A 24,912-nucleotide genomic window follows, 5' to 3' on the forward strand; every position below is an offset into this window, starting at 1 on the left:
TGATGTCTGAAAGTATAAGTTTGTGTAAAATAATAAAGTATGTAGAAAAATGGGATCGCCTTATTTATAGGATTTTACATAATAAAAGTTTATTGGAGTGAATAGTATGAGTCAGGAAGATTTAAATGACCAATTAATGGTCAGACGTGAAAAAATGAATACCATGCGTGAAAATGGTCTAGATCCATTCGGAAAACGTTTTGACCGCTCACACAGCACAAAGGAATTAGTTGAGCAATATGCTGAATTAGAAAAAGAAGAGCTAGAAGCAAAAAGTGTTGCTGTTTCTTTAGCAGGCCGTATTATGACGAAGCGCGGAAAAGGAAAAGCGGGCTTTGCGCATCTTCAAGATTTAACAGGTCAAATTCAAGTCTATGTTCGCCAAGATGCAGTCGGCGAGGAAAACTATAAACTATTCGATTCTTCAGATCTTGGAGACATCATTGGGGTAACTGGTACACTATTTAAAACAAAAGTAGGAGAATTATCGGTTAAAGTGGAAGACTTTGTGTTTTTAACAAAGGCGTTACGCCCGCTCCCTGATAAATTCCATGGACTTAAGGATGTTGAACAGCGCTACCGTCAACGTTATTTAGACTTAATTATGAGTCAAGAAAGTAAGGCTACTTTTATTTCAAGAAGCCGTATTATCCAATCAATGCGTCGTTATTTAGATGACCACGGCTATTTAGAAGTTGAAACACCAATGATGCATTCTATCGCTGGCGGAGCATCTGCACGTCCATTCATAACTCATCACAATGCTCTTGATATGCCATTATTTATGAGGATTGCGATTGAGCTACACTTAAAACGCTTGATTGTCGGCGGTCTAGAAAAGGTTTATGAAATTGGCCGTGTTTTCCGGAATGAAGGTGTCTCTACCCGTCACAATCCTGAATTCACAATGATTGAACTTTATGAGGCTTATGCCGATTACCGTGATATCATGAGTTTGACGGAAAATCTAATTGCTCATATTGCCCAAGAAGTAGTTGGTTCAACAACTGTTCAATATGGCGATTATGAGGTAGATCTTAAACCTGAATGGAAAAGACTACACATGGTAGATGCTATCAAGGAATACACTGGTGCAGACTTCTGGAATGAGATGAGTGTAGAAGAAGCTCGTGAACTTGCGAAAGAACACGGTGTTGAAATCAATAACAACATGCTTTATGGTCATATTGTTAATGAATTCTTCGAGCAAAAAGTAGAGGAAAAGTTAATCCAACCTACTTTTATTTACGGTCATCCAGTAGAGATCTCGCCGCTTGCGAAGAAAAATGATGAGGACCCAAGATTCACAGACCGTTTTGAATTATTCATTGTCGCTCGTGAACATGCGAACGCATTTACAGAGCTGAATGATCCGATTGATCAAAGAGAACGGTTTGAAGCGCAATTAAAAGAACGTGAACAAGGAAATGACGAAGCTCATATGATGGATGACGACTTCGTTGAAGCTTTAGAATATGGTATGCCGCCTACAGGAGGATTAGGAATTGGAATAGACCGCTTAGTTATGCTGCTTACTAATTCCCCATCTATCCGTGACGTACTATTATTCCCGCTGATGCGTCATAAATAATCTCTTTAAAAAGTGCCATTTCATTGGCACTTTTTTTTATGACAAAACCTATGAACAGTTTGAATATTATTAATTTGGATATTTGGAGAAAAAATAATAAAATACTATTGCGCCCAACCTTGAATGGTGGTATATTAATATCTGTTGCTGCGAGGCAATGGTGGTTATCAAAAAAGAAGTTAAAAAGTTGTTGACATTCTATTGATAACTTGGTAAGATAAAAAAGTCGCTTTAAGGCGATTGAGTAATTGATCTTTGAAAACTAAACAAACAAAATCGTGCAAACAAACAATAAATTTTAGTTTCATTTCTGAAACTAAGCCAACGTAACAAATGAGCTAATCAACTTTCTTGGAGAGTTTGATCCTGGCTCAGGACGAACGCTGGCGGCGTGCCTAATACATGCAAGTCGAGCGAGACTCTTCGGAGTCTAGCGGCGGACGGGTGAGTAACACGTGGGCAACCTGCCTGTAAGACTGGGATAACACCGGGAAACCGGTGCTAATACCGGATAATCCTTTTCCTCTCATGAGGAAAAGCTGAAAGTCGGTTTCGGCTGACACTTACAGATGGGCCCGCGGCGCATTAGCTAGTTGGTGAGGTAACGGCTCACCAAGGCGACGATGCGTAGCCGACCTGAGAGGGTGATCGGCCACACTGGGACTGAGACACGGCCCAGACTCCTACGGGAGGCAGCAGTAGGGAATCTTCCACAATGGACGAAAGTCTGATGGAGCAACGCCGCGTGAGCGATGAAGGCCTTCGGGTCGTAAAGCTCTGTTGTTAGGGAAGAACAAGTACCGGAGTAACTGCCGGTACCTTGACGGTACCTAACCAGAAAGCCACGGCTAACTACGTGCCAGCAGCCGCGGTAATACGTAGGTGGCAAGCGTTGTCCGGAATTATTGGGCGTAAAGCGCGCGCAGGCGGTCCTTTAAGTCTGATGTGAAAGCCCACGGCTCAACCGTGGAGGGTCATTGGAAACTGGGGGACTTGAGTGCAGAAGAGGAAAGCGGAATTCCACGTGTAGCGGTGAAATGCGTAGAGATGTGGAGGAACACCAGTGGCGAAGGCGGCTTTCTGGTCTGTAACTGACGCTGAGGCGCGAAAGCGTGGGGAGCAAACAGGATTAGATACCCTGGTAGTCCACGCCGTAAACGATGAGTGCTAAGTGTTAGAGGGTTTCCGCCCTTTAGTGCTGCAGCTAACGCATTAAGCACTCCGCCTGGGGAGTACGGCCGCAAGGCTGAAACTCAAAGGAATTGACGGGGGCCCGCACAAGCGGTGGAGCATGTGGTTTAATTCGAAGCAACGCGAAGAACCTTACCAGGTCTTGACATCCTCTGACACTCCTAGAGATAGGATTTTCCCCTTCGGGGGACAGAGTGACAGGTGGTGCATGGTTGTCGTCAGCTCGTGTCGTGAGATGTTGGGTTAAGTCCCGCAACGAGCGCAACCCTTGATCTTAGTTGCCAGCATTTAGTTGGGCACTCTAAGGTGACTGCCGGTGACAAACCGGAGGAAGGTGGGGATGACGTCAAATCATCATGCCCCTTATGACCTGGGCTACACACGTGCTACAATGGATGGTACAAAGGGCTGCAAGACCGCGAGGTTTAGCCAATCCCATAAAACCATTCTCAGTTCGGATTGCAGGCTGCAACTCGCCTGCATGAAGCCGGAATCGCTAGTAATCGCGGATCAGCATGCCGCGGTGAATACGTTCCCGGGCCTTGTACACACCGCCCGTCACACCACGAGAGTTTGTAACACCCGAAGTCGGTGGGGTAACCGTAAGGAGCCAGCCGCCTAAGGTGGGACAGATGATTGGGGTGAAGTCGTAACAAGGTAGCCGTATCGGAAGGTGCGGCTGGATCACCTCCTTTCTAAGGATAAAGCTGGACCTGTGAGCCAGACAAAACAGTTTGTACACGATCTTTGTTTGTTTAGTTTTGAGGGAGCAATTCTCTCAAAGCTTTTTTTAATCGTTCTTTGAAAACTAGATAATCGTAATGAAGAAGCAAAGTAAACATCGAGTAATCGCCATTTTAGTTTTTCTCTCTTATGTAAGTAAGAGTTATAAACCTTTTAGGTTAAGTTAGAAAGGGCGCACGGTGAATGCCTTGGCACTAGGAGCCGATGAAGGACGGGACTAACACCGATATGCTTCGGGGAGCTGTAAGTAAGCTTTGATCCGGAGATTTCCGAATGGGGAAACCCACTGTTCGTAATGGAACAGTATCTTTACCTGAATACATAGGGTATTGATGGCATACCCGGGGAACTGAAACATCTAAGTACCCGGAGGAAGAGAAAGCAAACGCGATTCCCTGAGTAGCGGCGAGCGAAACGGGACATAGCCCAAACCAAGAGGCTTGCCTCTTGGGGTTGTAGGACACTCAACATGGAGTTACAAAGGAACGGGGTAGATGAAGCGACCTGGAAAGGTCCGTCAGAGAAGGTAAAAACCCTGTAGTCGAAACTTCGTTCCCTCCTGAGTGGATCCTGAGTACGGCCGGACACGTGAAATCCGGTCGGAAGCAGGGAGGACCATCTCCCAAGGCTAAATACTCCCTAGTGACCGATAGTGAACCAGTACCGTGAGGGAAAGGTGAAAAGCACCCCGGAAGGGGAGTGAAATAGTTCCTGAAACCGTGTGCCTACAAGTAGTCAGAGCCCGTTCATGGGTGATGGCGTGCCTTTTGTAGAATGAACCGGCGAGTTACGATCCCATGCAAGGTTAAGTTGAAGAGACGGAGCCGCAGCGAAAGCGAGTCTGAATAGGGCGTATGAGTATGTGGTCGTAGACCCGAAACCAGGTGATCTACCCATGTCCAGGGTGAAGTCCAGGTAACACTGGATGGAGGCCCGAACCCACGCACGTTGAAAAGTGCGGGGATGAGGTGTGGGTAGCGGAGAAATTCCAATCGAACTTGGAGATAGCTGGTTCTCTCCGAAATAGCTTTAGGGCTAGCCTCACGTAGTAAGAGTCTTGGAGGTAGAGCACTGTTTGGACTAGGGGCCCTCATCGGGTTACCGAATTCAGACAAACTCCGAATGCCAAAGACTTATCCGTGGGAGTCAGACTGCGAGTGATAAGATCCGTAGTCAAAAGGGAAACAGCCCAGACCACCAGCTAAGGTCCCAAAGTATACGTTAAGTGGAAAAGGATGTGGAGTTGCTTAGACAACCAGGATGTTGGCTTAGAAGCAGCCACCATTTAAAGAGTGCGTAATAGCTCACTGGTCGAGTGACTCTGCGCCGAAAATGTACCGGGGCTAAACGTATCACCGAAGCTGTGGATTGACATCTTTGATGTCAGTGGTAGGAGAGCGTTCTAAGGGCGTTGAAGCTAGACCGTAAGGACTGGTGGAGCGCTTAGAAGTGAGAATGCCGGTATGAGTAGCGAAAGATGAGTGAGAATCTCATCCACCGAATGCCTAAGGTTTCCTGAGGAAGGCTCGTCCGCTCAGGGTTAGTCGGGACCTAAGCCGAGGCCGAAAGGCGTAGGCGATGGATAACAGGTTGATATTCCTGTACCACCTCTTTATCGTTTGAGCAATGGGGGGACGCAGGAGGATAGGGTAAGCGCGCTGTTGGATATGCGCGTCTAAGCAGTTAGGCTGAGAGGTAGGCAAATCCGCCTCTCGCGAAGGCTGAGCTGTGATAGCGAGGGAAATTTAGTACCGAAGTTCCTGATTCCACACTGCCAAGAAAAGCCTCTAGCGAGATAAAAGGTGCCCGTACCGCAAACCGACACAGGTAGGCGAGGAGAGAATCCTAAGGTGAGCGAGAGAACTCTCGTTAAGGAACTCGGCAAAATGACCCCGTAACTTCGGGAGAAGGGGTGCTTTTTGAGGTGAATAGCCTCGAAGAGCCGCAGTGAATAGGCCCAGGCGACTGTTTAGCAAAAACACAGGTCTCTGCGAAGCCGCAAGGCGAAGTATAGGGGCTGACGCCTGCCCGGTGCTGGAAGGTTAAGAGGAGGGGTTAGCGCAAGCGAAGCTCTGAATCGAAGCCCCAGTAAACGGCGGCCGTAACTATAACGGTCCTAAGGTAGCGAAATTCCTTGTCGGGTAAGTTCCGACCCGCACGAAAGGCGTAACGATCTGGGCACTGTCTCAACGAGAGACTCGGTGAAATTATAGTACCTGTGAAGATGCAGGTTACCCGCGACAGGACGGAAAGACCCCGTGGAGCTTTACTGTAGCCTGATATTGAATTTTGGTACAGCTTGTACAGGATAGGTAGGAGCCTGAGAAGCCGGAGCGCTAGCTTCGGTGGAGGCGTCGGTGGGATACTACCCTGGCTGTATTGAAATTCTAACCCGCACCCCTGATCGGGGTGGGAGACAGTGTCAGGTGGGCAGTTTGACTGGGGCGGTCGCCTCCTAAAAAGTAACGGAGGCGCCCAAAGGTTCCCTCAGAATGGTTGGAAATCATTCGCAGAGTGTAAAGGCACAAGGGAGCTTGACTGCGAGACCTACAAGTCGAGCAGGGACGAAAGTCGGGCTTAGTGATCCGGTGGTTCCGCATGGAAGGGCCATCGCTCAACGGATAAAAGCTACCCCGGGGATAACAGGCTTATCTCCCCCAAGAGTCCACATCGACGGGGAGGTTTGGCACCTCGATGTCGGCTCATCGCATCCTGGGGCTGTAGTCGGTCCCAAGGGTTGGGCTGTTCGCCCATTAAAGCGGTACGCGAGCTGGGTTCAGAACGTCGTGAGACAGTTCGGTCCCTATCCGTCGTGGGCGCAGGAAATTTGAGAGGAGCTGTCCTTAGTACGAGAGGACCGGGATGGACGCACCGCTGGTGTACCAGTTGTTCTGCCAAGAGCATCGCTGGGTAGCTATGTGCGGACGGGATAAGTGCTGAAAGCATCTAAGCATGAAGCCCCCCTCAAGATGAGATTTCCCATAGCGCAAGCTAGTAAGAACCCTGAAAGATGATCAGGTTGATAGGTCAGAGGTGGAAGCGTGGTAACATGTGGAGCTGACTGATACTAATCGTTCGAGGACTTAACCATTTTTAAGGTGAACTCAAAGTTTACAAACTTCTTCTGCATTATCTAGTTTTGAGGGAATGAAACCTCAACCAAATAGTCTGGCAGCAATGGCGAGAAGGTCACACCCGTTCCCATACCGAACACGGAAGTTAAGCTTCTCAGCGCCGATGGTAGTTGGGACACGCGTCCCTGTGAGAGTAGGACGTTGCCAGGCTTAATATATGGAGGATTAGCTCAGCTGGGAGAGCATCTGCCTTACAAGCAGAGGGTCGGCGGTTCGATCCCGTCATCCTCCACCATATTTACTTTAATACTTTTCCATACTACTTGCCGGGGTAGCTCAATTGGTAGAGCAACTGACTTGTAATCAGTAGGTTGGGGGTTCAAGTCCTCTCGCCGGCACCATGCTTCTTGCTTCGTTGAATTACAACAGGGGAAGCTTGCACGAAATCCCGAAAGGATTTTAAGCAAAAAAATTAGTTTATTTTCTAAGAAAAATTAGTACGAGCCATTAGCTCAGTTGGTAGAGCATCTGACTTTTAATCAGAGGGTCGAAGGTTCGAGTCCTTCATGGCTCACCATTTAAAATTAATATGCGGGTGTGGCGGAATTGGCAGACGCACCAGACTTAGGATCTGGCGCCGCAAGGCGTGGGGGTTCGACTCCCTTCACCCGCACCATTTAATTTTTATATGCGGAAGTAGTTCAGTGGTAGAACACCACCTTGCCAAGGTGGGGGTCGCGGGTTCGAATCCCGTCTTCCGCTCTCTATTTTTGCCGGGGTGGCGGAACTGGCAGACGCACAGGACTTAAAATCCTGCGGTAGGTGACTACCGTACCGGTTCGATTCCGGTCCTCGGCACCACTTTAAATTTAAAATTTTATATGCGCCCTTAGCTCAGCTGGATAGAGTGTTTGACTACGAATCAAAAGGTCGGGAGTTCGAATCTCTCAGGGCGCACTTTAACGGGAAGTAGCTCAGCTTGGTAGAGCACTTGGTTTGGGACCAAGGGGTCGCAGGTTCGAATCCTGTCTTCCCGACCATGCTTCTTTTAATGAATGGGGTCTTAGCTCAGCTGGGAGAGCGCCTGCTTTGCACGCAGGAGGTCAGGGGTTCGATCCCCCTAGACTCCACCAAAAATATTAATTAAGATATTGACACAGCATTAATACTCTGTTAATATTGAAAAGTCGCACAAGCGACAAAGACATTGTTCTTTGAAAACTAAACAAACAAGACGTGTAACAAACAATAAATTTTAGTTTCATTTCTGAAACTAAGCCAACGTAACAAATGAGCTAATCAACTTTCTTGGAGAGTTTGATCCTGGCTCAGGACGAACGCTGGCGGCGTGCCTAATACATGCAAGTCGAGCGAGACTCTTCGGAGTCTAGCGGCGGACGGGTGAGTAACACGTGGGCAACCTGCCTGTAAGACTGGGATAACACCGGGAAACCGGTGCTAATACCGGATAATCCTTTTCCTCTCATGAGGAAAAGCTGAAAGTCGGTTTCGGCTGACACTTACAGATGGGCCCGCGGCGCATTAGCTAGTTGGTGAGGTAACGGCTCACCAAGGCGACGATGCGTAGCCGACCTGAGAGGGTGATCGGCCACACTGGGACTGAGACACGGCCCAGACTCCTACGGGAGGCAGCAGTAGGGAATCTTCCACAATGGACGAAAGTCTGATGGAGCAACGCCGCGTGAGCGATGAAGGCCTTCGGGTCGTAAAGCTCTGTTGTTAGGGAAGAACAAGTACCGGAGTAACTGCCGGTACCTTGACGGTACCTAACCAGAAAGCCACGGCTAACTACGTGCCAGCAGCCGCGGTAATACGTAGGTGGCAAGCGTTGTCCGGAATTATTGGGCGTAAAGCGCGCGCAGGCGGTCCTTTAAGTCTGATGTGAAAGCCCACGGCTCAACCGTGGAGGGTCATTGGAAACTGGGGGACTTGAGTGCAGAAGAGGAAAGCGGAATTCCACGTGTAGCGGTGAAATGCGTAGAGATGTGGAGGAACACCAGTGGCGAAGGCGGCTTTCTGGTCTGTAACTGACGCTGAGGCGCGAAAGCGTGGGGAGCAAACAGGATTAGATACCCTGGTAGTCCACGCCGTAAACGATGAGTGCTAAGTGTTAGAGGGTTTCCGCCCTTTAGTGCTGCAGCTAACGCATTAAGCACTCCGCCTGGGGAGTACGGCCGCAAGGCTGAAACTCAAAGGAATTGACGGGGGCCCGCACAAGCGGTGGAGCATGTGGTTTAATTCGAAGCAACGCGAAGAACCTTACCAGGTCTTGACATCCTCTGACACTCCTAGAGATAGGATTTTCCCCTTCGGGGGACAGAGTGACAGGTGGTGCATGGTTGTCGTCAGCTCGTGTCGTGAGATGTTGGGTTAAGTCCCGCAACGAGCGCAACCCTTGATCTTAGTTGCCAGCATTTAGTTGGGCACTCTAAGGTGACTGCCGGTGACAAACCGGAGGAAGGTGGGGATGACGTCAAATCATCATGCCCCTTATGACCTGGGCTACACACGTGCTACAATGGATGGTACAAAGGGCTGCAAGACCGCGAGGTTTAGCCAATCCCATAAAACCATTCTCAGTTCGGATTGCAGGCTGCAACTCGCCTGCATGAAGCCGGAATCGCTAGTAATCGCGGATCAGCATGCCGCGGTGAATACGTTCCCGGGCCTTGTACACACCGCCCGTCACACCACGAGAGTTTGTAACACCCGAAGTCGGTGGGGTAACCGTAAGGAGCCAGCCGCCTAAGGTGGGACAGATGATTGGGGTGAAGTCGTAACAAGGTAGCCGTATCGGAAGGTGCGGCTGGATCACCTCCTTTCTAAGGATAAAGCTGGACCTGTGAGCCAGACAAAACAGTTTGTACACGATCTTTGTTTGTTTAGTTTTGAGGGAGCAATTCTCTCAAAGCTTTTTTTAATCGTTCTTTGAAAACTAGATAATCGTAATGAAGAAGCAAAGTAAACATCGAGTAATCGCCATTTTAGTTTTTCTCTCTTATGTAAGTAAGAGTTATAAACCTTTTAGGTTAAGTTAGAAAGGGCGCACGGTGAATGCCTTGGCACTAGGAGCCGATGAAGGACGGGACTAACACCGATATGCTTCGGGGAGCTGTAAGTAAGCTTTGATCCGGAGATTTCCGAATGGGGAAACCCACTGTTCGTAATGGAACAGTATCTTTACCTGAATACATAGGGTATTGATGGCATACCCGGGGAACTGAAACATCTAAGTACCCGGAGGAAGAGAAAGCAAACGCGATTCCCTGAGTAGCGGCGAGCGAAACGGGACATAGCCCAAACCAAGAGGCTTGCCTCTTGGGGTTGTAGGACACTCAACATGGAGTTACAAAGGAACGGGGTAGATGAAGCGACCTGGAAAGGTCCGTCAGAGAAGGTAAAAACCCTGTAGTCGAAACTTCGTTCCCTCCTGAGTGGATCCTGAGTACGGCCGGACACGTGAAATCCGGTCGGAAGCAGGGAGGACCATCTCCCAAGGCTAAATACTCCCTAGTGACCGATAGTGAACCAGTACCGTGAGGGAAAGGTGAAAAGCACCCCGGAAGGGGAGTGAAATAGTTCCTGAAACCGTGTGCCTACAAGTAGTCAGAGCCCGTTCATGGGTGATGGCGTGCCTTTTGTAGAATGAACCGGCGAGTTACGATCCCATGCAAGGTTAAGTTGAAGAGACGGAGCCGCAGCGAAAGCGAGTCTGAATAGGGCGTATGAGTATGTGGTCGTAGACCCGAAACCAGGTGATCTACCCATGTCCAGGGTGAAGTCCAGGTAACACTGGATGGAGGCCCGAACCCACGCACGTTGAAAAGTGCGGGGATGAGGTGTGGGTAGCGGAGAAATTCCAATCGAACTTGGAGATAGCTGGTTCTCTCCGAAATAGCTTTAGGGCTAGCCTCACGTAGTAAGAGTCTTGGAGGTAGAGCACTGTTTGGACTAGGGGCCCTCATCGGGTTACCGAATTCAGACAAACTCCGAATGCCAAAGACTTATCCGTGGGAGTCAGACTGCGAGTGATAAGATCCGTAGTCAAAAGGGAAACAGCCCAGACCACCAGCTAAGGTCCCAAAGTATACGTTAAGTGGAAAAGGATGTGGAGTTGCTTAGACAACCAGGATGTTGGCTTAGAAGCAGCCACCATTTAAAGAGTGCGTAATAGCTCACTGGTCGAGTGACTCTGCGCCGAAAATGTACCGGGGCTAAACGTATCACCGAAGCTGTGGATTGACATCTTTGATGTCAGTGGTAGGAGAGCGTTCTAAGGGCGTTGAAGCTAGACCGTAAGGACTGGTGGAGCGCTTAGAAGTGAGAATGCCGGTATGAGTAGCGAAAGATGAGTGAGAATCTCATCCACCGAATGCCTAAGGTTTCCTGAGGAAGGCTCGTCCGCTCAGGGTTAGTCGGGACCTAAGCCGAGGCCGAAAGGCGTAGGCGATGGATAACAGGTTGATATTCCTGTACCACCTCTTTATCGTTTGAGCAATGGGGGGACGCAGGAGGATAGGGTAAGCGCGCTGTTGGATATGCGCGTCTAAGCAGTTAGGCTGAGAGGTAGGCAAATCCGCCTCTCGCGAAGGCTGAGCTGTGATAGCGAGGGAAATTTAGTACCGAAGTTCCTGATTCCACACTGCCAAGAAAAGCCTCTAGCGAGATAAAAGGTGCCCGTACCGCAAACCGACACAGGTAGGCGAGGAGAGAATCCTAAGGTGAGCGAGAGAACTCTCGTTAAGGAACTCGGCAAAATGACCCCGTAACTTCGGGAGAAGGGGTGCTTTTTGAGGTGAATAGCCTCGAAGAGCCGCAGTGAATAGGCCCAGGCGACTGTTTAGCAAAAACACAGGTCTCTGCGAAGCCGCAAGGCGAAGTATAGGGGCTGACGCCTGCCCGGTGCTGGAAGGTTAAGAGGAGGGGTTAGCGCAAGCGAAGCTCTGAATCGAAGCCCCAGTAAACGGCGGCCGTAACTATAACGGTCCTAAGGTAGCGAAATTCCTTGTCGGGTAAGTTCCGACCCGCACGAAAGGCGTAACGATCTGGGCACTGTCTCAACGAGAGACTCGGTGAAATTATAGTACCTGTGAAGATGCAGGTTACCCGCGACAGGACGGAAAGACCCCGTGGAGCTTTACTGTAGCCTGATATTGAATTTTGGTACAGCTTGTACAGGATAGGTAGGAGCCTGAGAAGCCGGAGCGCTAGCTTCGGTGGAGGCGTCGGTGGGATACTACCCTGGCTGTATTGAAATTCTAACCCGCACCCCTGATCGGGGTGGGAGACAGTGTCAGGTGGGCAGTTTGACTGGGGCGGTCGCCTCCTAAAAAGTAACGGAGGCGCCCAAAGGTTCCCTCAGAATGGTTGGAAATCATTCGCAGAGTGTAAAGGCACAAGGGAGCTTGACTGCGAGACCTACAAGTCGAGCAGGGACGAAAGTCGGGCTTAGTGATCCGGTGGTTCCGCATGGAAGGGCCATCGCTCAACGGATAAAAGCTACCCCGGGGATAACAGGCTTATCTCCCCCAAGAGTCCACATCGACGGGGAGGTTTGGCACCTCGATGTCGGCTCATCGCATCCTGGGGCTGTAGTCGGTCCCAAGGGTTGGGCTGTTCGCCCATTAAAGCGGTACGCGAGCTGGGTTCAGAACGTCGTGAGACAGTTCGGTCCCTATCCGTCGTGGGCGCAGGAAATTTGAGAGGAGCTGTCCTTAGTACGAGAGGACCGGGATGGACGCACCGCTGGTGTACCAGTTGTTCTGCCAAGAGCATCGCTGGGTAGCTATGTGCGGACGGGATAAGTGCTGAAAGCATCTAAGCATGAAGCCCCCCTCAAGATGAGATTTCCCATAGCGCAAGCTAGTAAGAACCCTGAAAGATGATCAGGTTGATAGGTCAGAGGTGGAAGCGTGGTAACATGTGGAGCTGACTGATACTAATCGTTCGAGGACTTAACCATTTTTAAGGTGAACTCAAAGTTTACAAACTTCTTCTGCATTATCTAGTTTTGAGGGAATGAAACCTCAACCAAATAGTCTGGCAGCAATGGCGAGAAGGTCACACCCGTTCCCATACCGAACACGGAAGTTAAGCTTCTCAGCGCCGATGGTAGTTGGGACACGCGTCCCTGTGAGAGTAGGACGTTGCCAGGCACATCAAGGACAACCTGAAAAGGTTGTCCTTTTTTGTTATGGAAAGAAAGGAAAATATACCGAAGGACAAAACTCATCAAATGAACAGGTAAAATGTCTATCGGAGACACTCTGAAGGACCAAAAGGATCGAGGGGTAATATAGAACATCCTTTTGTGAAGAAAACCTATGGAGAGTCACTATGGTTTATTTTTGGAATTTTGGTACATCAAGAATATCGGAAACATGAAGAGACTCCCCCTCAATCCCTGCCAGCTGTAGATTCAACGATACCTGGCTAATTTATAAAGAAGTTCAACTACTGCCCCTGCCCCTAGTACCGTATAACGTGAATTAAGGACAACCTAAATAGGTTGTTTTTTTATATTCACATGCATCTGCTCTCCATCACCACAATACTTTTTAATCAAACCTACGTTTCACAATGGCGAGATTTGGAGAAAATCATTAGTAGTGAATCGTTGCATCTACATAAAAAATTCAGTATAATTTAGTCAAATATAGTCAAAGTCAGAGAATGGGGGTGGGAAGATGAGAAACATCTCTGATATTATAGAAAAATATCTCAAACAAGTATTGGAATTAAGTGAAAGAGACCTTGTTGAAATCAAACGAAGTGAAATCGCAGACAAATTTCAATGCGTTCCATCACAAATCAATTATGTAATTAATACCCGTTTTACGATCGAAAGAGGATACATTGTAGAGAGTAAACGGGGCGGCGGTGGGTATATACGGATCATGAAGGTCCAGTCCCATGATCTTGCTCATTTAATTGAACAATCACTCGCACTTATTCAAAGCAGGATTAGTCAAACCAGTGCAGAGGATGTCATATTCAGACTCGTTCAAGAAGAAATTGTCTCACAGCGGGAAGCGAAAATTATGCTCAGTGTAATTGACCGATCCGTCCTTTATATTGATCTTCCATACCGAGACGAATTAAGAGCGAGAATGCTAAAAGCAATGCTTACATCTTTAAAATATAAATAAATTTTTTCGCTTGAGAGGTGAAAGTATGATTTGCCAGGAATGCAACCAAAGACCTGCAGCCCTTCACTTTACGAAAATCATTAATGGTGAAAAGACCGAAGTTCATCTGTGTGAAAAATGTGCGCAGGAAAAGGGAGAAATGTTTATTTTTAATGGGGAATCTGGATTCGCTTTTAATAATTTGTTAGCAGGATTATTAAATATAGACCCTACTTTTCAAAAACCAAGTCAAAGTCCATTTCATCAGGAGGAAATTCTTCAATGTGATTCTTGCTCGATGACATTTTCGCAGTTTTTAAAAGTGGGCCGCTTTGGATGTTCTCATTGTTATGAAGTATTTAAAGAACAATTGAAGCCTGTATTACGGCGACTTCATAGTGGAAACTGGACACATAATGGAAAAATACCAAAGAGAATTGGTGGAGGAATCCACTTACGAAAACAGATTGATGAATTAAAAAGTAACTTAAAAGAATCAATTGCCAATGAAGAATTTGAAAAGGCTGCTGAGATTCGTGATGAAATACGTCAGTTAGAGAGAAAACTAGCAGCCAGCCAAGAGGGAGGGGAATAACATGTCGCTTGAACGATTTTTAAATCAAGCTGTCAGCTCCTGGATGAGTGAAGAAGGACCTGATTCAGATATTGTTCTCAGTTCCCGCATTCGTTTGGCTCGTAACTTTGATGCATATAAATTTCCAACACTTTTTTCACACGAAGAAGCAAAGATCATTATTGAAAAAATGGAGGAAATATTAAATCAGTCAGACCTTCAAAAGTTTGGTCAAATGGAATTGTTGAAAATTAATGAACTTCAGCCTCTGCAAAAAAGGGTGTTGGTGGAAAAACATTTAATTAGTCCAAATCTAGCAGAGGATTCACCACATGGTGCTGTTTTATTAACCGAAAATGAAGAAGTTAGTATTATGATTAATGAAGAAGATCATATTCGTATTCAATGCTTATTTCCTGGATTGCAATTATCTGAAGCCTTAGATGCTGCTAATGAAATTGATGATTGGCTTGAAAGTAATATTCAATATGCATTTGATGAGAAGCATGGTTATTTAACCAGTTGTCCTACAAATGTGGGAACCGGTCTTCGTGCTTCTGTCATGATGCATTTGCCAGGACTAATTTTAACACAGCAAATTAGTCGAATTATTCCGGCAATCAATCAATTAGGTCTAGTTGTTAGAGGAATTTATGGTGAAGGCAGCGAAGCATTAGGTAATATATTTCAAATTTCTAATCAAATTACCCTTGGAAAATCGGAGGAGGATATTTGCCGAGATCTCAAAGGAGTTGTTAGCCAGTTAATTTCACAAGAAAGGTCAGCACGTGAAGCATTACGGAAAACTTCAAACATACAATTAGAAGACAGGGTGTTCCGTTCACTGGGTGTGTTATCTAATAGCCGAATCATCGAATCAAAAGAAGCAGCAAGATGTTTATCAGATGTTCGGCTTGGAATAGATATGGGTTATATTGAAAATATGCCTAAGACGATATTAAATGAATTAATGATACTGACCCAGCCAGGTTTCCTGCAGCAATATGCTGGCGGTTCATTAAGACCACATGAAAGAGATATCAGACGGGCAGCATTAATTAGGGAACGAATAAAAATGGAGCAAGAAAAATAGGTGAGGAGGAAGAGAATATGATGTTCGGCCGTTTTACTGAAAGAGCGCAGAAAGTTCTAGCATTAGCACAAGAGGAAGCGATTCGTCTTGGACATAACAATATTGGAACAGAGCATATTTTATTAGGATTAACTCGTGAAGGGGAAGGGATTGCAGCAAAAGCACTTTATGGGCTTGGCTTAGGTTCTGAAAAAATCCAAAAGGAAGTAGAAAACTTAATTGGCAAAGGACAGGAAGCTTCTCAAACTATTCACTATACTCCAAGGGCTAAAAAGGTCATCGAATTATCGATGGATGAGGCACGCAAATTAGGACATTCCTATGTAGGCACGGAGCATATTCTCCTTGGTTTAATCCGTGAAGGGGAAGGGGTTGCCGCACGAGTCCTTAATAATCTTGGTGTAAGCCTAAATAAGGCAAGACAGCAAGTACTTCAACTATTAGGAAGCAATGAGTCAGGCGGGCATCAAGGCGGTGCATCTGCCAGTGCAAACACACCAACACTTGACAGTCTTGCACGCGATCTAACCTCGATCGCACGCGAGGGTAGTCTTGACCCGGTAATTGGCCGCGGAAAAGAAATTCAACGTGTGATTGAAGTTTTAAGTCGTCGGACAAAAAACAACCCTGTATTAATTGGGGAGCCGGGTGTTGGTAAAACAGCGATTGCAGAAGGTCTTGCCCAGCAAATTGTTAATAACGAAGTTCCTGAAATTCTTCGGGATAAACGAGTGATGACTCTTGATATGGGGACAGTGGTAGCTGGAACTAAATATCGTGGTGAATTTGAAGATCGTTTGAAAAAGGTCATGGATGAAATACGCCAAGCAGGGAATATTATTCTTTTCATTGATGAGCTGCATACCTTAATTGGTGCTGGTGGTGCGGAAGGAGCAATAGATGCTTCTAATATCTTAAAGCCGTCACTTGCACGCGGTGAACTGCAATGTATTGGTGCAACAACCCTTGATGAATATCGTAAATATATCGAAAAGGATGCTGCATTAGAACGACGCTTCCAGCCAATTCGTGTGGATGAGCCGACACTTGAAGAATCAATTCAGATCTTAGAGGGTCTTCGCGACCGTTACGAGGCACATCACCGTGTATCAATTACAGATGAAGCGATTCAAGCGGCAGTAAAACTTTCAGACCGCTATATCTCTGACCGCTTCCTGCCGGATAAAGCGATTGATTTAATTGATGAAGCAGGTTCTAAGGTACGACTACGTTCCTTTACCACTCCTCCAAATTTAAAAGAATTAGAAGTGAAGTTGGAAGAAGTTCGCAAGGAAAAGGATTCTGCTGTACAGAGCCAGGAGTTTGAAAAGGCTGCTTCCTTAAGAGATACAGAACAGCGTTTACGTGAACAACTGGAAGAGACAAAGAAGAATTGGAAGGAAAAACAAGGAAAAGAAAACAATGAAGTAACCGTCGAAGATATCGCAAGCGTCGTTTCCAGCTGGACCGGGGTTCCTGTTTCTAAGCTGGCGGAAACAGAAATGGCGAAGTTGCTAAATTTAGAAGAACTTCTTCATTCTCGTGTGATTGGCCAGGAAGAAGCAGTAAAAGCTGTATCGAAGGCTGTACGTCGTGCTCGTGCAGGATTAAAAGATCCAAAACGACCAATCGGTTCCTTTGTTTTCCTTGGACCAACAGGTGTTGGGAAAACCGAATTAGCCCGTGCGCTTGCTGAAGCGATGTTTGGTGACGAGGATGCGATGATTCGGATTGATATGTCCGAGTATATGGAGAAGCACTCGACTTCTCGTCTAGTTGGTTCACCGCCAGGATATGTAGGTTATGAGGAAGGCGGTCAATTAACTGAAAAGGTTCGCAGAAAGCCATATTCTGTGGTGTTATTAGATGAAATTGAAAAGGCTCATCCAGATGTATTTAATATCCTGCTGCAAGTACTTGAGGACGGCCGATTAACTGATTCTAAAGGCAGAACGGTTGACTTCCGTAATACTGTCCTCATTATGACATCCAATGTTGGTGCTGAAGCACTAAAACGAAACAAGTATGTCGGCTTTAATATTCAAGATGGAGATCAAGACTATAAAGATATGAAAGGGAAAGTGATGGGAGAATTAAAGAAAGCTTTCCGTCCTGAATTCCTTAACCGTATCGATGAGATTATTGTTTTCCATGCTTTAGAGCGGAAGCATCTTGAAGAAATTGTGACTTTATTATCAGAGCAGTTAATTAAACGCTTAAAAGAGCAACATATTTCTATAGAATTAACGGCTGCGGCAAAAGAGAAAATTTCTCAGGAAGGCTATGATCCTGAATATGGGGCACGACCATTACGCCGTGCGATTCAAAAACATATTGAAGACAGACTTTCGGAAGAACTATTAAAGGGGACATTATTAACAGGACAGCATGCGATTATTGATGTTGATAATGGAGAATTTTTGGTTCGAGTTGCTGAGAATACCAGTTTAGTAAAATAGGACTAAGTCGTAATATCTATGAAGAGGTACACGTAAATAAAATTAAATCGTGTACCTCTTTTTCTATCGACTTTTTCAAATGAAAAAATAAAAAAGGTGTGGTAACCTTTAAATAGTTAGCAAAATTTGGCTCCTGCACCCAGCGTATTTCGCTATCTGGTGTGTGCGCCTTTTGTTCTTTTTAGTTAAGAAAGGGTCGAAAGATAATGGCAAAACGAAAGACGAAGTTTATGTGTCAGGCTTGCGGATATGAATCGCCCAAGTGGATGGGGAAATGTCCTGGCTGTGGTGAATGGAATAAGATGGTGGAGGAAGTGGAAGTGACTGGTACCGCGAGGAGAGGTGCATTTGCCCATTCTCAAGGCGGAGCAGGACTGTTATCCAAACCGATGCCGATCAATTCAATTGAAATGGAAAATGAACCGCGGATTCTAACGGATTTAAACGAATTAAACCGTGTCCTTGGGGGCGGTGTGGTAAAGGGTTCTTTAGTCCTGATTGGCGGAGACCCTGGAATTGGGAAGTCAACGCTTCTTTTGCAGGTATCCTCCCAACTTGCAAATAAAGGAAATCAGGTTTTATACATATCTGGTGAGGAATCTTTACGGCAAACTAAACTTCGTGCGGAGCGATTAGGAATATCTTCTGAAAATCTCCTCGTTTATTCTGAAACGAATCTTGAAGAAATCAACCGGACCATTGATAGTACCAATCCTAGCTTTGTCATTATAGATTCAATCCAGACGGTCTTTCACCCAGATGTAACAAGCGCACCGGGAAGTGTTTCACAGGTTCGTGAGTGTACCTCGGAATTAATGAGAATTGGGAAAACGAAGGGGATTGCGATCTTTATTGTTGGACACGTAACAAAAGAAGGGTCAATTGCTGGTCCAAGGCTGTTAGAGCATATGGTGGATACTGTTCTCTATTTTGAAGGAGAGAGACACCATACCTATCGGATTCTGCGTGCAGTTAAAAACCGTTTTGGTTCAACCAATGAAATGGGAATTTTTGAAATGAAGGAACTGGGCCTAGAAGAAGTAGCCAATCCCTCTGAAATCTTTCTAGAAGAGCGTTCACGGGGTGCAGCTGGCTCTACGGTGGTTGCATCGATGGAAGGGACAAGACCAGTCCTTGTCGAAATTCAAGCGTTAATTTCCCCTACCAGTTTTGGGAATCCAAGAAGAATGGCCACTGGAATTGACCACAATCGTGTGCCGCTTCTGATGGCGGTATTAGAAAAGCGAGTTGGGATGCTTCTCCAGAACCAAGATGCCTATTTAAAAGTTGCTGGCGGGGTGAAATTGGACGAGCCAGCCATTGATTTGGCTGTAGCTGTCAGTATTGCTTCGAGCTTTAGAGATAAACCAACAAGGCCGACGGACTGCATTATTGGTGAAGTCGGTTTAACAGGGGAAGTAAGAAGGGTATCAAGAATTGAGCAGCGTGTCCAAGAAGCGGCCAAGCTTGGTTTTGAGCGAGTCATTCTGCCCGCTAATAATCTTAGCGGCTGGAAGGGACCAAGGGGAGTCGAACTCATTGGGGTATCGAATGTAAGTGAAGCATTGAAAGCAGCGTTGGGAGGGTAGCAGATGGAGAATAAAAAGCTAGGTGAACATACCGTAAGTGAGATATTACAATTCCTTGCTCCTGGTACACCCATTCGCGAGGGGATTGACAATGTCCTTCGTGCCAATACAGGAGGCCTAATTGTCATTGGTTTTAACGAAAAAGTGAAAAGTATCGTTGATGGCGGCTTTGAAATTAATTGTCCTTTTTCACCAAGCTTTTTATATGAATTAGCCAAAATGGACGGGGCGATTATCCTTAATGAATTAGGAAATAAAATTCTGTTTGCCAATGCTCAGCTGGCCCCTGACTCCGATATCCCCTCTACAGAAACAGGAATGCGGCACCGCACAGCTGAAAGAACAGCGAAACAAACAAAAGCCTTAGTTATTGCCATCTCCCAAAGGAGAAATGTAATTACTCTGTATCAAGGGAACTTCCGCTATGCCTTAAAAGATATTGCGGTTATTTTAACAAAGGCCAATCAAGCCATTCAGACGCTTGAAAAGTATAAGACAGTCCTAGAACAAAGTATTACGAATTTAAGTATTCTAGAGTTTGAAGAGTCTGTCACTTATAATGACTTTTTACTGGTTCTCCATCGGTTTGAAATGGTCTTAAAGATTAAAAACGAACTGCTAACCTATTTACATGAATTAGGGACTGAAGGGCGTCTCATTCGTTTACAACTGAATGAAATTCTAACTGACTTAGAAGAGGAAACAATGCTCATTATTAAAGATTATGCCTTTGACAGAGACATCAAAGCTAGAGATGTTCTAGGCCGAATGCAGTCAATGACTTCAAATGGAACAATCGAAGATATGGTGTTATTAAAATTAATGGGATATCTGGGCTATGTCCATCTTGAGGAAAATAAAAGTCCACGCGGCTACCGGATTCTAAATAAAATTCCAAGACTTCCATCCATCATCATTGAAAATCTAATTAGCAGATTTGGGGAGCTTGCCAAAATCATCTCAGCATCTGTAGAGGAACTCGACGAAGTTGAAGGGATTGGGGAAGTTCGTGCTAAAAAGATCAAGGAAGGTTTTAAATTAATTAAAGAACGGTTATACACTGATCGTCACCTTTAAAAGAAATAAATAGTAAAAAAAATCCAATTGTTTGACATGGAATTTTTCCAATGCTACCCTATGGAGAAATCATCTATAAATAATTCACGGGAACTACTCTTTTAACAAGAATCTTTAAGTGAAAAATAATCAGAAATTAAGGTTTCATTTTTATGAATATGTTTATAATGAGTAGAGGAGGTGAAGGAATGTTAAAACGTATTGTGCAGGCTTGCTTCCTCATTATGGGTGGTACGCTTGGTATTTTGTTATTACCGGAATTGTTCAATTTACTTCATATCAATGACATTTCCTTAATTAACAACTCGTATATCACTGCTGTTTTAGGTGCTATTATTTTTTATCTTATTACCTTTTGGGCAGTAGATTATGTCTTTAATTTTATTAAATGGGCCGAAGATTCTTTAGTGAAAATCCCTGTAACCGATGTCCTTTTTGGTAGTGTTGGCTTAATATTCGGGTTGTTGGTTGCCTTTTTAATCGGCTTTGCCCTGAATGCGGTGCAAGTACCGATTTTAAATGCTGTTGTACCAATCTTGCTGACCATTTTATTTGGTTACCTTGGCTTTCAGGTAGGCTTTAAGAAAAGGGATGAGCTGCTGGGCCTCTTTGGAAACCGCAGTAATAAGAAAAAATCCAGTGATGATGAAAGTGAAAAGGAAGCGAATCAATCTTTAAAAATACTAGATACAAGTGTGATCATTGATGGACGTATTGCTGATATTTGTCAGACGGGATTTTTAGAGGGTACGATTGTCATTCCACAGTTTGTCCTCGAGGAATTACAGCATATTGCTGATTCATCCGATGTCTTAAAACGAAATCGCGGCCGTAGAGGCTTGGATATCTTAAATCGAATTCAAAAGGAACTTGCCATTAAAGTCGAAATCTATGAAGGTGATTTTGAGGAAATTAGTGAAGTGGATTCAAAACTTGTTAAACTGGCAAAAATCACAAATGGAATCTTAGTCACAAATGATTTTAATTTGAATAAAGTCTGCGAATTGCAGAATGTTTCGGTGTTAAACATCAATGACTTAGCGAATGCCGTCAAACCTGTTGTTCTTCCAGGAGAAGAATTAACAGTTCAGGTAATTAAAGATGGCAAGGAATATCATCAGGGCGTTGCTTACTTAGATGACGGAACCATGATCGTTGTCGAGGAAGGAAGAGAATATATCGGGAAACGAATTGAGGTTCTCGTTACAAGTGTTCTCCAAACATCGGCCGGTAGAATGATATTTGCCAAACCAAAATTATTAGAAAAAGCACTATGATTGAAAGATTGGGGTAATTTTATGACTTACCAAGTCATTCTCCCGGCAGCGGGTCAGGGAAAAAGAATGGGAGCAGGGAAAAATAAGCTTCTTTTAGAGCTTAATCGTGTACCTGTACTAATCCATACATTAAAGGTGTTTGAAGAGGATAATGCCTGCAGCAAAATTATTGTAGCGATCCATCCCCAAGATGAAGAGGAATTTAAAGCCTTATTTATCAAGTATAATGTTGCCAAAGCAATCCACTTAGTGCATGGTGGTAAGGAACGACAGGATAGCATTTTTAATGCGCTGAAAACAGTGGAAACAGACGGGATCATTCTTGTTCATGATGCGGCACGTCCTTTTATCAGTAAAGAACATATCTACCGTTTGACAAAAGTGGCTGAGGATACAGGGGCGGCCATTTTAGGAGTACCGGCAAAGGACACCATCAAAAAGGTTCAGGATGGTTTGGTGGTGGAAACTGTTGAACGTTCAAGCTTGTGGGCGGTCCAAACCCCACAAGCTTTTCGCATTTCTCTTCTGATGGAGGCCTATGAGAAGGCAGAAAAAGACTCCTTTCTAGGAACAGATGATGCTAGTTTAGTGGAGAGGACAGGCCATCCTATTACGATGGTAGAGGGCGACTACGATAATATCAAATTAACAACACCAGAAGATATATTTTTTGCAGAGGCAATACTAGAAAAGCGGAAGCGACTTGCCCAGGGGCGACAGGCATAAGACGAGCCGGCGAGAAGGTTGCTCTTTAACCTTCTTGACGGATTGGCTTATGACCCCGAGCCCCTAGGCGCTGCAGCTAGACAACTGAGAAAAAGGAGTTTTTAGGATGTTTCGAATTGGTCAAGGGTTTGATGTGCATCAACTAACGGAAGGGCGTCCGTTGATTATAGGCGGAATAAACATACCTTATGAAATGGGATTATTAGGTCATTCGGATGCAGATGTTTTATTACATACAGTTTCTGATGCTTGTCTAGGTGCGATTGGGGAAGGTGATATTGGCAAACACTTTCCTGATACCGATCCCAATTTTAAAGATGCTGACTCCGCGAAGTTAATGGAGCATGTGTGGCAATTGGTGAAAAATAAAGGATACGAGCTGGTTAATGCTGATTGTACAATCATAGCTCAAAAGCCGAAAATGGCACCTTATATTGAACAAATGCGCGTGAGAATTGCCGAGCTACTAGATGCAGCACCTGAGCAAATCAATGTTAAGGCAACAACCACGGAGAAATTGGGCTTCACAGGCAGAGGAGAAGGAATTGCCTCACAAGCTGTTGTTTTATTAAGAAAGGTTCATGAATAGCCTTTCTTGAAATCATAGACAATGATAAAATAATCAGTTGAAACCATATAAATTTTTGGGAAAGCTGTCTAGCTTCAGCGCCTAGGGGCTCGAATTATAAGCCGATCACTTCGGAAGGCAAAAAGCGCCTTCTGTCAGTGCTCGTCTTATGCTAGTCGCCCCTGGGCAAGGCGCTTACGCTTTTCTCATTGGAGGCATTGAAATGTCAAATGAAGTTCGTGTAAGATATGCTCCAAGTCCAACGGGGCATTTACATATTGGAAACGCCCGTACGGCATTGTTTAATTACTTATTTGCACGTAATCAGGGCGGTAAATTTATCATTCGTATTGAAGATACTGATAAAAAGCGGAATATTGCAGGTGGAGAAGAAAGCCAGTTAAAGTATTTAAAATGGCTGGGTATGGATTGGGATGAGAGTGTTGATGTCGGCGGCGAATACGGTCCATACCGCCAATCCGAACGAAATGATATTTATGAAACATACTATAACCAGTTATTAGCTGAAGGTCATGCTTATAAGTGTTATTGTACCGAAGCCGAAATTGAAGCAGAGCGGGAAGCTCAGACCGAAAGGGGCGAAACTCCTCATTATTCGGGTAAATGCCGCCATTTAACAGAGGAACAACGCCGTGAATTAGAAAGCGAAGGCCGTCAGCCAAGTATTCGGATTATCGTACCTGAAGGGAAAACCTATACGTTTGATGATATGGTAAAGGGCAGCGTTTCCTTTGAATCTGAAGGGATGGGCGACTGGGTCATCATTAAAAAGGATGGTACCCCAACCTATAACTTTGCGGTAACGGTTGATGATTATTTAATGAAAATCTCTCACGTGCTCCGTGGAGATGATCATATTTCTAACACACCTAAACAACTCATGGTCTATGAAGCATTAGGCTGGGAGCCGCCAATTTTTGGTCATATGACTTTGATTGTCAATGAAAGCCGTAAAAAGTTAAGTAAGCGCGATGAATCGATCATCCAGTTTATTGAACAATATGAAGAGTTAGGATATCTCCCAGAAGCGTTATTTAACTTTATTACGCTCCTTGGCTGGTCGCCGGCAGGTGAAGAAGAAATATACTCTAAGAATGAGTTTATTGAGATATTTGATGCGAATCGCTTATCTAAATCCCCTGCATTATTTGATAAGCAGAAACTGCTGTGGATGAATAACCAATACATGAAAAAGATTGAGATTGACCGTGCAGTTGAACTGGCTTTACCGCACTTGGTGAAAGCCGGCCGCTTAAGTGAAAGTCAAACGGATGAACAATATCAATGGGTTCAAGGGCTAGTCGAACTCCTGCAGGAAAAAATGAGCTTTGGTGCCGAAATCGTAGAATTATCCGACATGTTCTTCAAAGAGGAAGCGGACTACGAAGAAGATGCGAAGGAAATTCTAGCAGGAGAAACAGTTCCGGAAGTGTTAAAGGCATTTTCACATGAACTGGATCAGTTAGAACATTTCCGAGCTGACGGAATAAAAGCTGCAATGAAGGCAGTCCAAAAGTCGACCGGTCAAAAGGGAAAAAACCTATTTATGCCAATTCGTGCTGCAGTAACAGGCCAAACACATGGACCAGACCTGCCACAGGCAATTGAACTTTTAGGTAAAAATAAAGTCCAAACAAGAATTAATAAAATTATTAGTTAACATTAAAGACGAAATGTAATATAGTAGAATAAACAATTATATAGTTACTAAAGTGTAGAAGAGGATAAGTAAAAAAAGGATGCTTCAAAGAGAAAACCATCACCGGCTGAAAGTGGTTTA

At 45.2% G+C, this 24,912-nt stretch carries 11 protein-coding genes, 9 tRNA genes, 6 rRNA genes and 1 other annotated feature (1 of these 27 cut by a window edge); all 26 genes read left to right on the forward strand.

Annotated elements, in window-relative coordinates:
- Window positions 1-106: 106 nt before the first annotated feature.
- The 26 genes from lysS (at window position 107) to gltX (ending at window position 24,792) form a co-directional block, all read left to right on the forward strand.
- Window positions 107-1,591: a lysine--tRNA ligase gene (lysS, locus tag QNH17_RS00425; protein WP_283876937.1), complete on the forward strand. Its 1,485-nt coding sequence runs from the start codon at window positions 107-109 to the stop codon at window positions 1,589-1,591.
- A 348-nt stretch (window positions 1,592-1,939) separates the two neighbouring features.
- Window positions 1,940-3,477: ribosomal RNA gene (locus QNH17_RS00430) — 16S ribosomal RNA — on the forward strand.
- 205 nt (window positions 3,478-3,682) lie between these two features.
- Window positions 3,683-6,617: ribosomal RNA gene (locus QNH17_RS00435) — 23S ribosomal RNA — on the forward strand.
- Between the two features lie 76 nt (window positions 6,618-6,693).
- Window positions 6,694-6,810: ribosomal RNA gene (rrf, locus tag QNH17_RS00440) — 5S ribosomal RNA — on the forward strand.
- A 9-nt stretch (window positions 6,811-6,819) separates the two neighbouring features.
- Window positions 6,820-6,895, forward strand: a tRNA-Val gene (locus QNH17_RS00445).
- Window positions 6,896-6,925: 30 nt separating this feature from the next.
- Window positions 6,926-7,001, forward strand: a tRNA-Thr gene (locus QNH17_RS00450).
- 100 nt (window positions 7,002-7,101) lie between these two features.
- Window positions 7,102-7,177: transfer RNA gene (locus tag QNH17_RS00455), tRNA-Lys, on the forward strand.
- A 14-nt stretch (window positions 7,178-7,191) separates the two neighbouring features.
- Window positions 7,192-7,276: transfer RNA gene (locus QNH17_RS00460), tRNA-Leu, on the forward strand.
- 14 nt (window positions 7,277-7,290) lie between these two features.
- Window positions 7,291-7,362 (forward strand) — tRNA-Gly (locus QNH17_RS00465).
- A gap of 10 nt (window positions 7,363-7,372) precedes the next feature.
- Window positions 7,373-7,461: transfer RNA gene (locus tag QNH17_RS00470), tRNA-Leu, on the forward strand.
- 22 nt (window positions 7,462-7,483) lie between these two features.
- A tRNA-Arg gene (locus QNH17_RS00475) sits at window positions 7,484-7,557 on the forward strand.
- Between the two features lie 6 nt (window positions 7,558-7,563).
- Window positions 7,564-7,640 (forward strand) — tRNA-Pro (locus tag QNH17_RS00480).
- Between the two features lie 17 nt (window positions 7,641-7,657).
- Window positions 7,658-7,733, forward strand: a tRNA-Ala gene (locus tag QNH17_RS00485).
- A 172-nt stretch (window positions 7,734-7,905) separates the two neighbouring features.
- A 16S ribosomal RNA gene (locus tag QNH17_RS00490) occupies window positions 7,906-9,443 on the forward strand.
- Window positions 9,444-9,648: 205 nt separating this feature from the next.
- Window positions 9,649-12,583 (forward strand): 23S ribosomal RNA (locus QNH17_RS00495).
- Window positions 12,584-12,659: 76 nt separating this feature from the next.
- Window positions 12,660-12,776: ribosomal RNA gene (gene rrf / locus QNH17_RS00500) — 5S ribosomal RNA — on the forward strand.
- The 16S, 23S and 5S rRNA genes sit together here with 9 tRNA genes alongside, the layout of an rRNA operon.
- 531 nt (window positions 12,777-13,307) lie before the next feature.
- On the forward strand, window positions 13,308-13,769 hold the full coding sequence (locus QNH17_RS00505; RefSeq protein WP_026565491.1) for a CtsR family transcriptional regulator: 462 nt from the start codon (window positions 13,308-13,310) through the stop codon (window positions 13,767-13,769).
- Window positions 13,770-13,794: 25 nt separating this feature from the next.
- A complete protein-coding gene (gene mcsA, locus QNH17_RS00510) occupies window positions 13,795-14,343 on the forward strand; it encodes a protein-arginine kinase activator protein McsA (protein WP_283876938.1) in 549 nt (182 codons plus the stop codon).
- Between the two features lies 1 nt (window position 14,344).
- A complete protein-coding gene (gene mcsB / locus QNH17_RS00515; RefSeq protein WP_283876939.1) occupies window positions 14,345-15,415 on the forward strand; it encodes a protein-arginine kinase McsB in 1,071 nt (356 codons plus the stop codon).
- A gap of 17 nt (window positions 15,416-15,432) precedes the next feature.
- The gene (clpC, locus tag QNH17_RS00520; protein WP_283876940.1) at window positions 15,433-17,874 is read left to right on the forward strand and encodes an ATP-dependent protease ATP-binding subunit ClpC; all 2,442 of its coding nucleotides are present in this window, start codon (window positions 15,433-15,435) and stop codon (window positions 17,872-17,874) included.
- Between the two features lie 206 nt (window positions 17,875-18,080).
- A complete protein-coding gene (gene radA / locus QNH17_RS00525) occupies window positions 18,081-19,463 on the forward strand; it encodes a DNA repair protein RadA (protein ID WP_283876941.1) in 1,383 nt (460 codons plus the stop codon).
- Between the two features lie 3 nt (window positions 19,464-19,466).
- Entirely contained in the window at window positions 19,467-20,540 is a 1,074-nt protein-coding gene (gene disA / locus QNH17_RS00530) for a DNA integrity scanning diadenylate cyclase DisA (RefSeq protein WP_144555586.1), read from the forward strand.
- A 188-nt stretch (window positions 20,541-20,728) separates the two neighbouring features.
- Complete coding sequence (locus QNH17_RS00535) at window positions 20,729-21,817, forward strand: PIN/TRAM domain-containing protein (protein WP_283876942.1); 1,089 nt, start codon at window positions 20,729-20,731, stop codon at window positions 21,815-21,817.
- A 21-nt stretch (window positions 21,818-21,838) separates the two neighbouring features.
- A complete protein-coding gene (gene ispD, locus QNH17_RS00540) occupies window positions 21,839-22,543 on the forward strand; it encodes a 2-C-methyl-D-erythritol 4-phosphate cytidylyltransferase (protein WP_283876943.1) in 705 nt (234 codons plus the stop codon).
- A 106-nt stretch (window positions 22,544-22,649) separates the two neighbouring features.
- Window positions 22,650-23,132, forward strand: a complete 483-nt coding sequence (gene ispF, locus QNH17_RS00545; protein WP_283876945.1) for a 2-C-methyl-D-erythritol 2,4-cyclodiphosphate synthase — start codon at window positions 22,650-22,652, stop codon at window positions 23,130-23,132.
- 202 nt (window positions 23,133-23,334) lie between these two features.
- The gene (gene gltX, locus QNH17_RS00550; RefSeq protein WP_283876946.1) at window positions 23,335-24,792 is read left to right on the forward strand and encodes a glutamate--tRNA ligase; all 1,458 of its coding nucleotides are present in this window, start codon (window positions 23,335-23,337) and stop codon (window positions 24,790-24,792) included.
- Window positions 24,793-24,838: 46 nt separating this feature from the next.
- Window positions 24,839-24,912 (forward strand) — a binding site (T-box leader) (it continues 176 nt past the right edge of the window).

The sequence above is a fragment of the Neobacillus sp. SuZ13 genome (assembly GCF_030123365.1).
Lineage (GTDB): Bacteria > Bacillota > Bacilli > Bacillales > Cytobacillaceae > Neobacillus.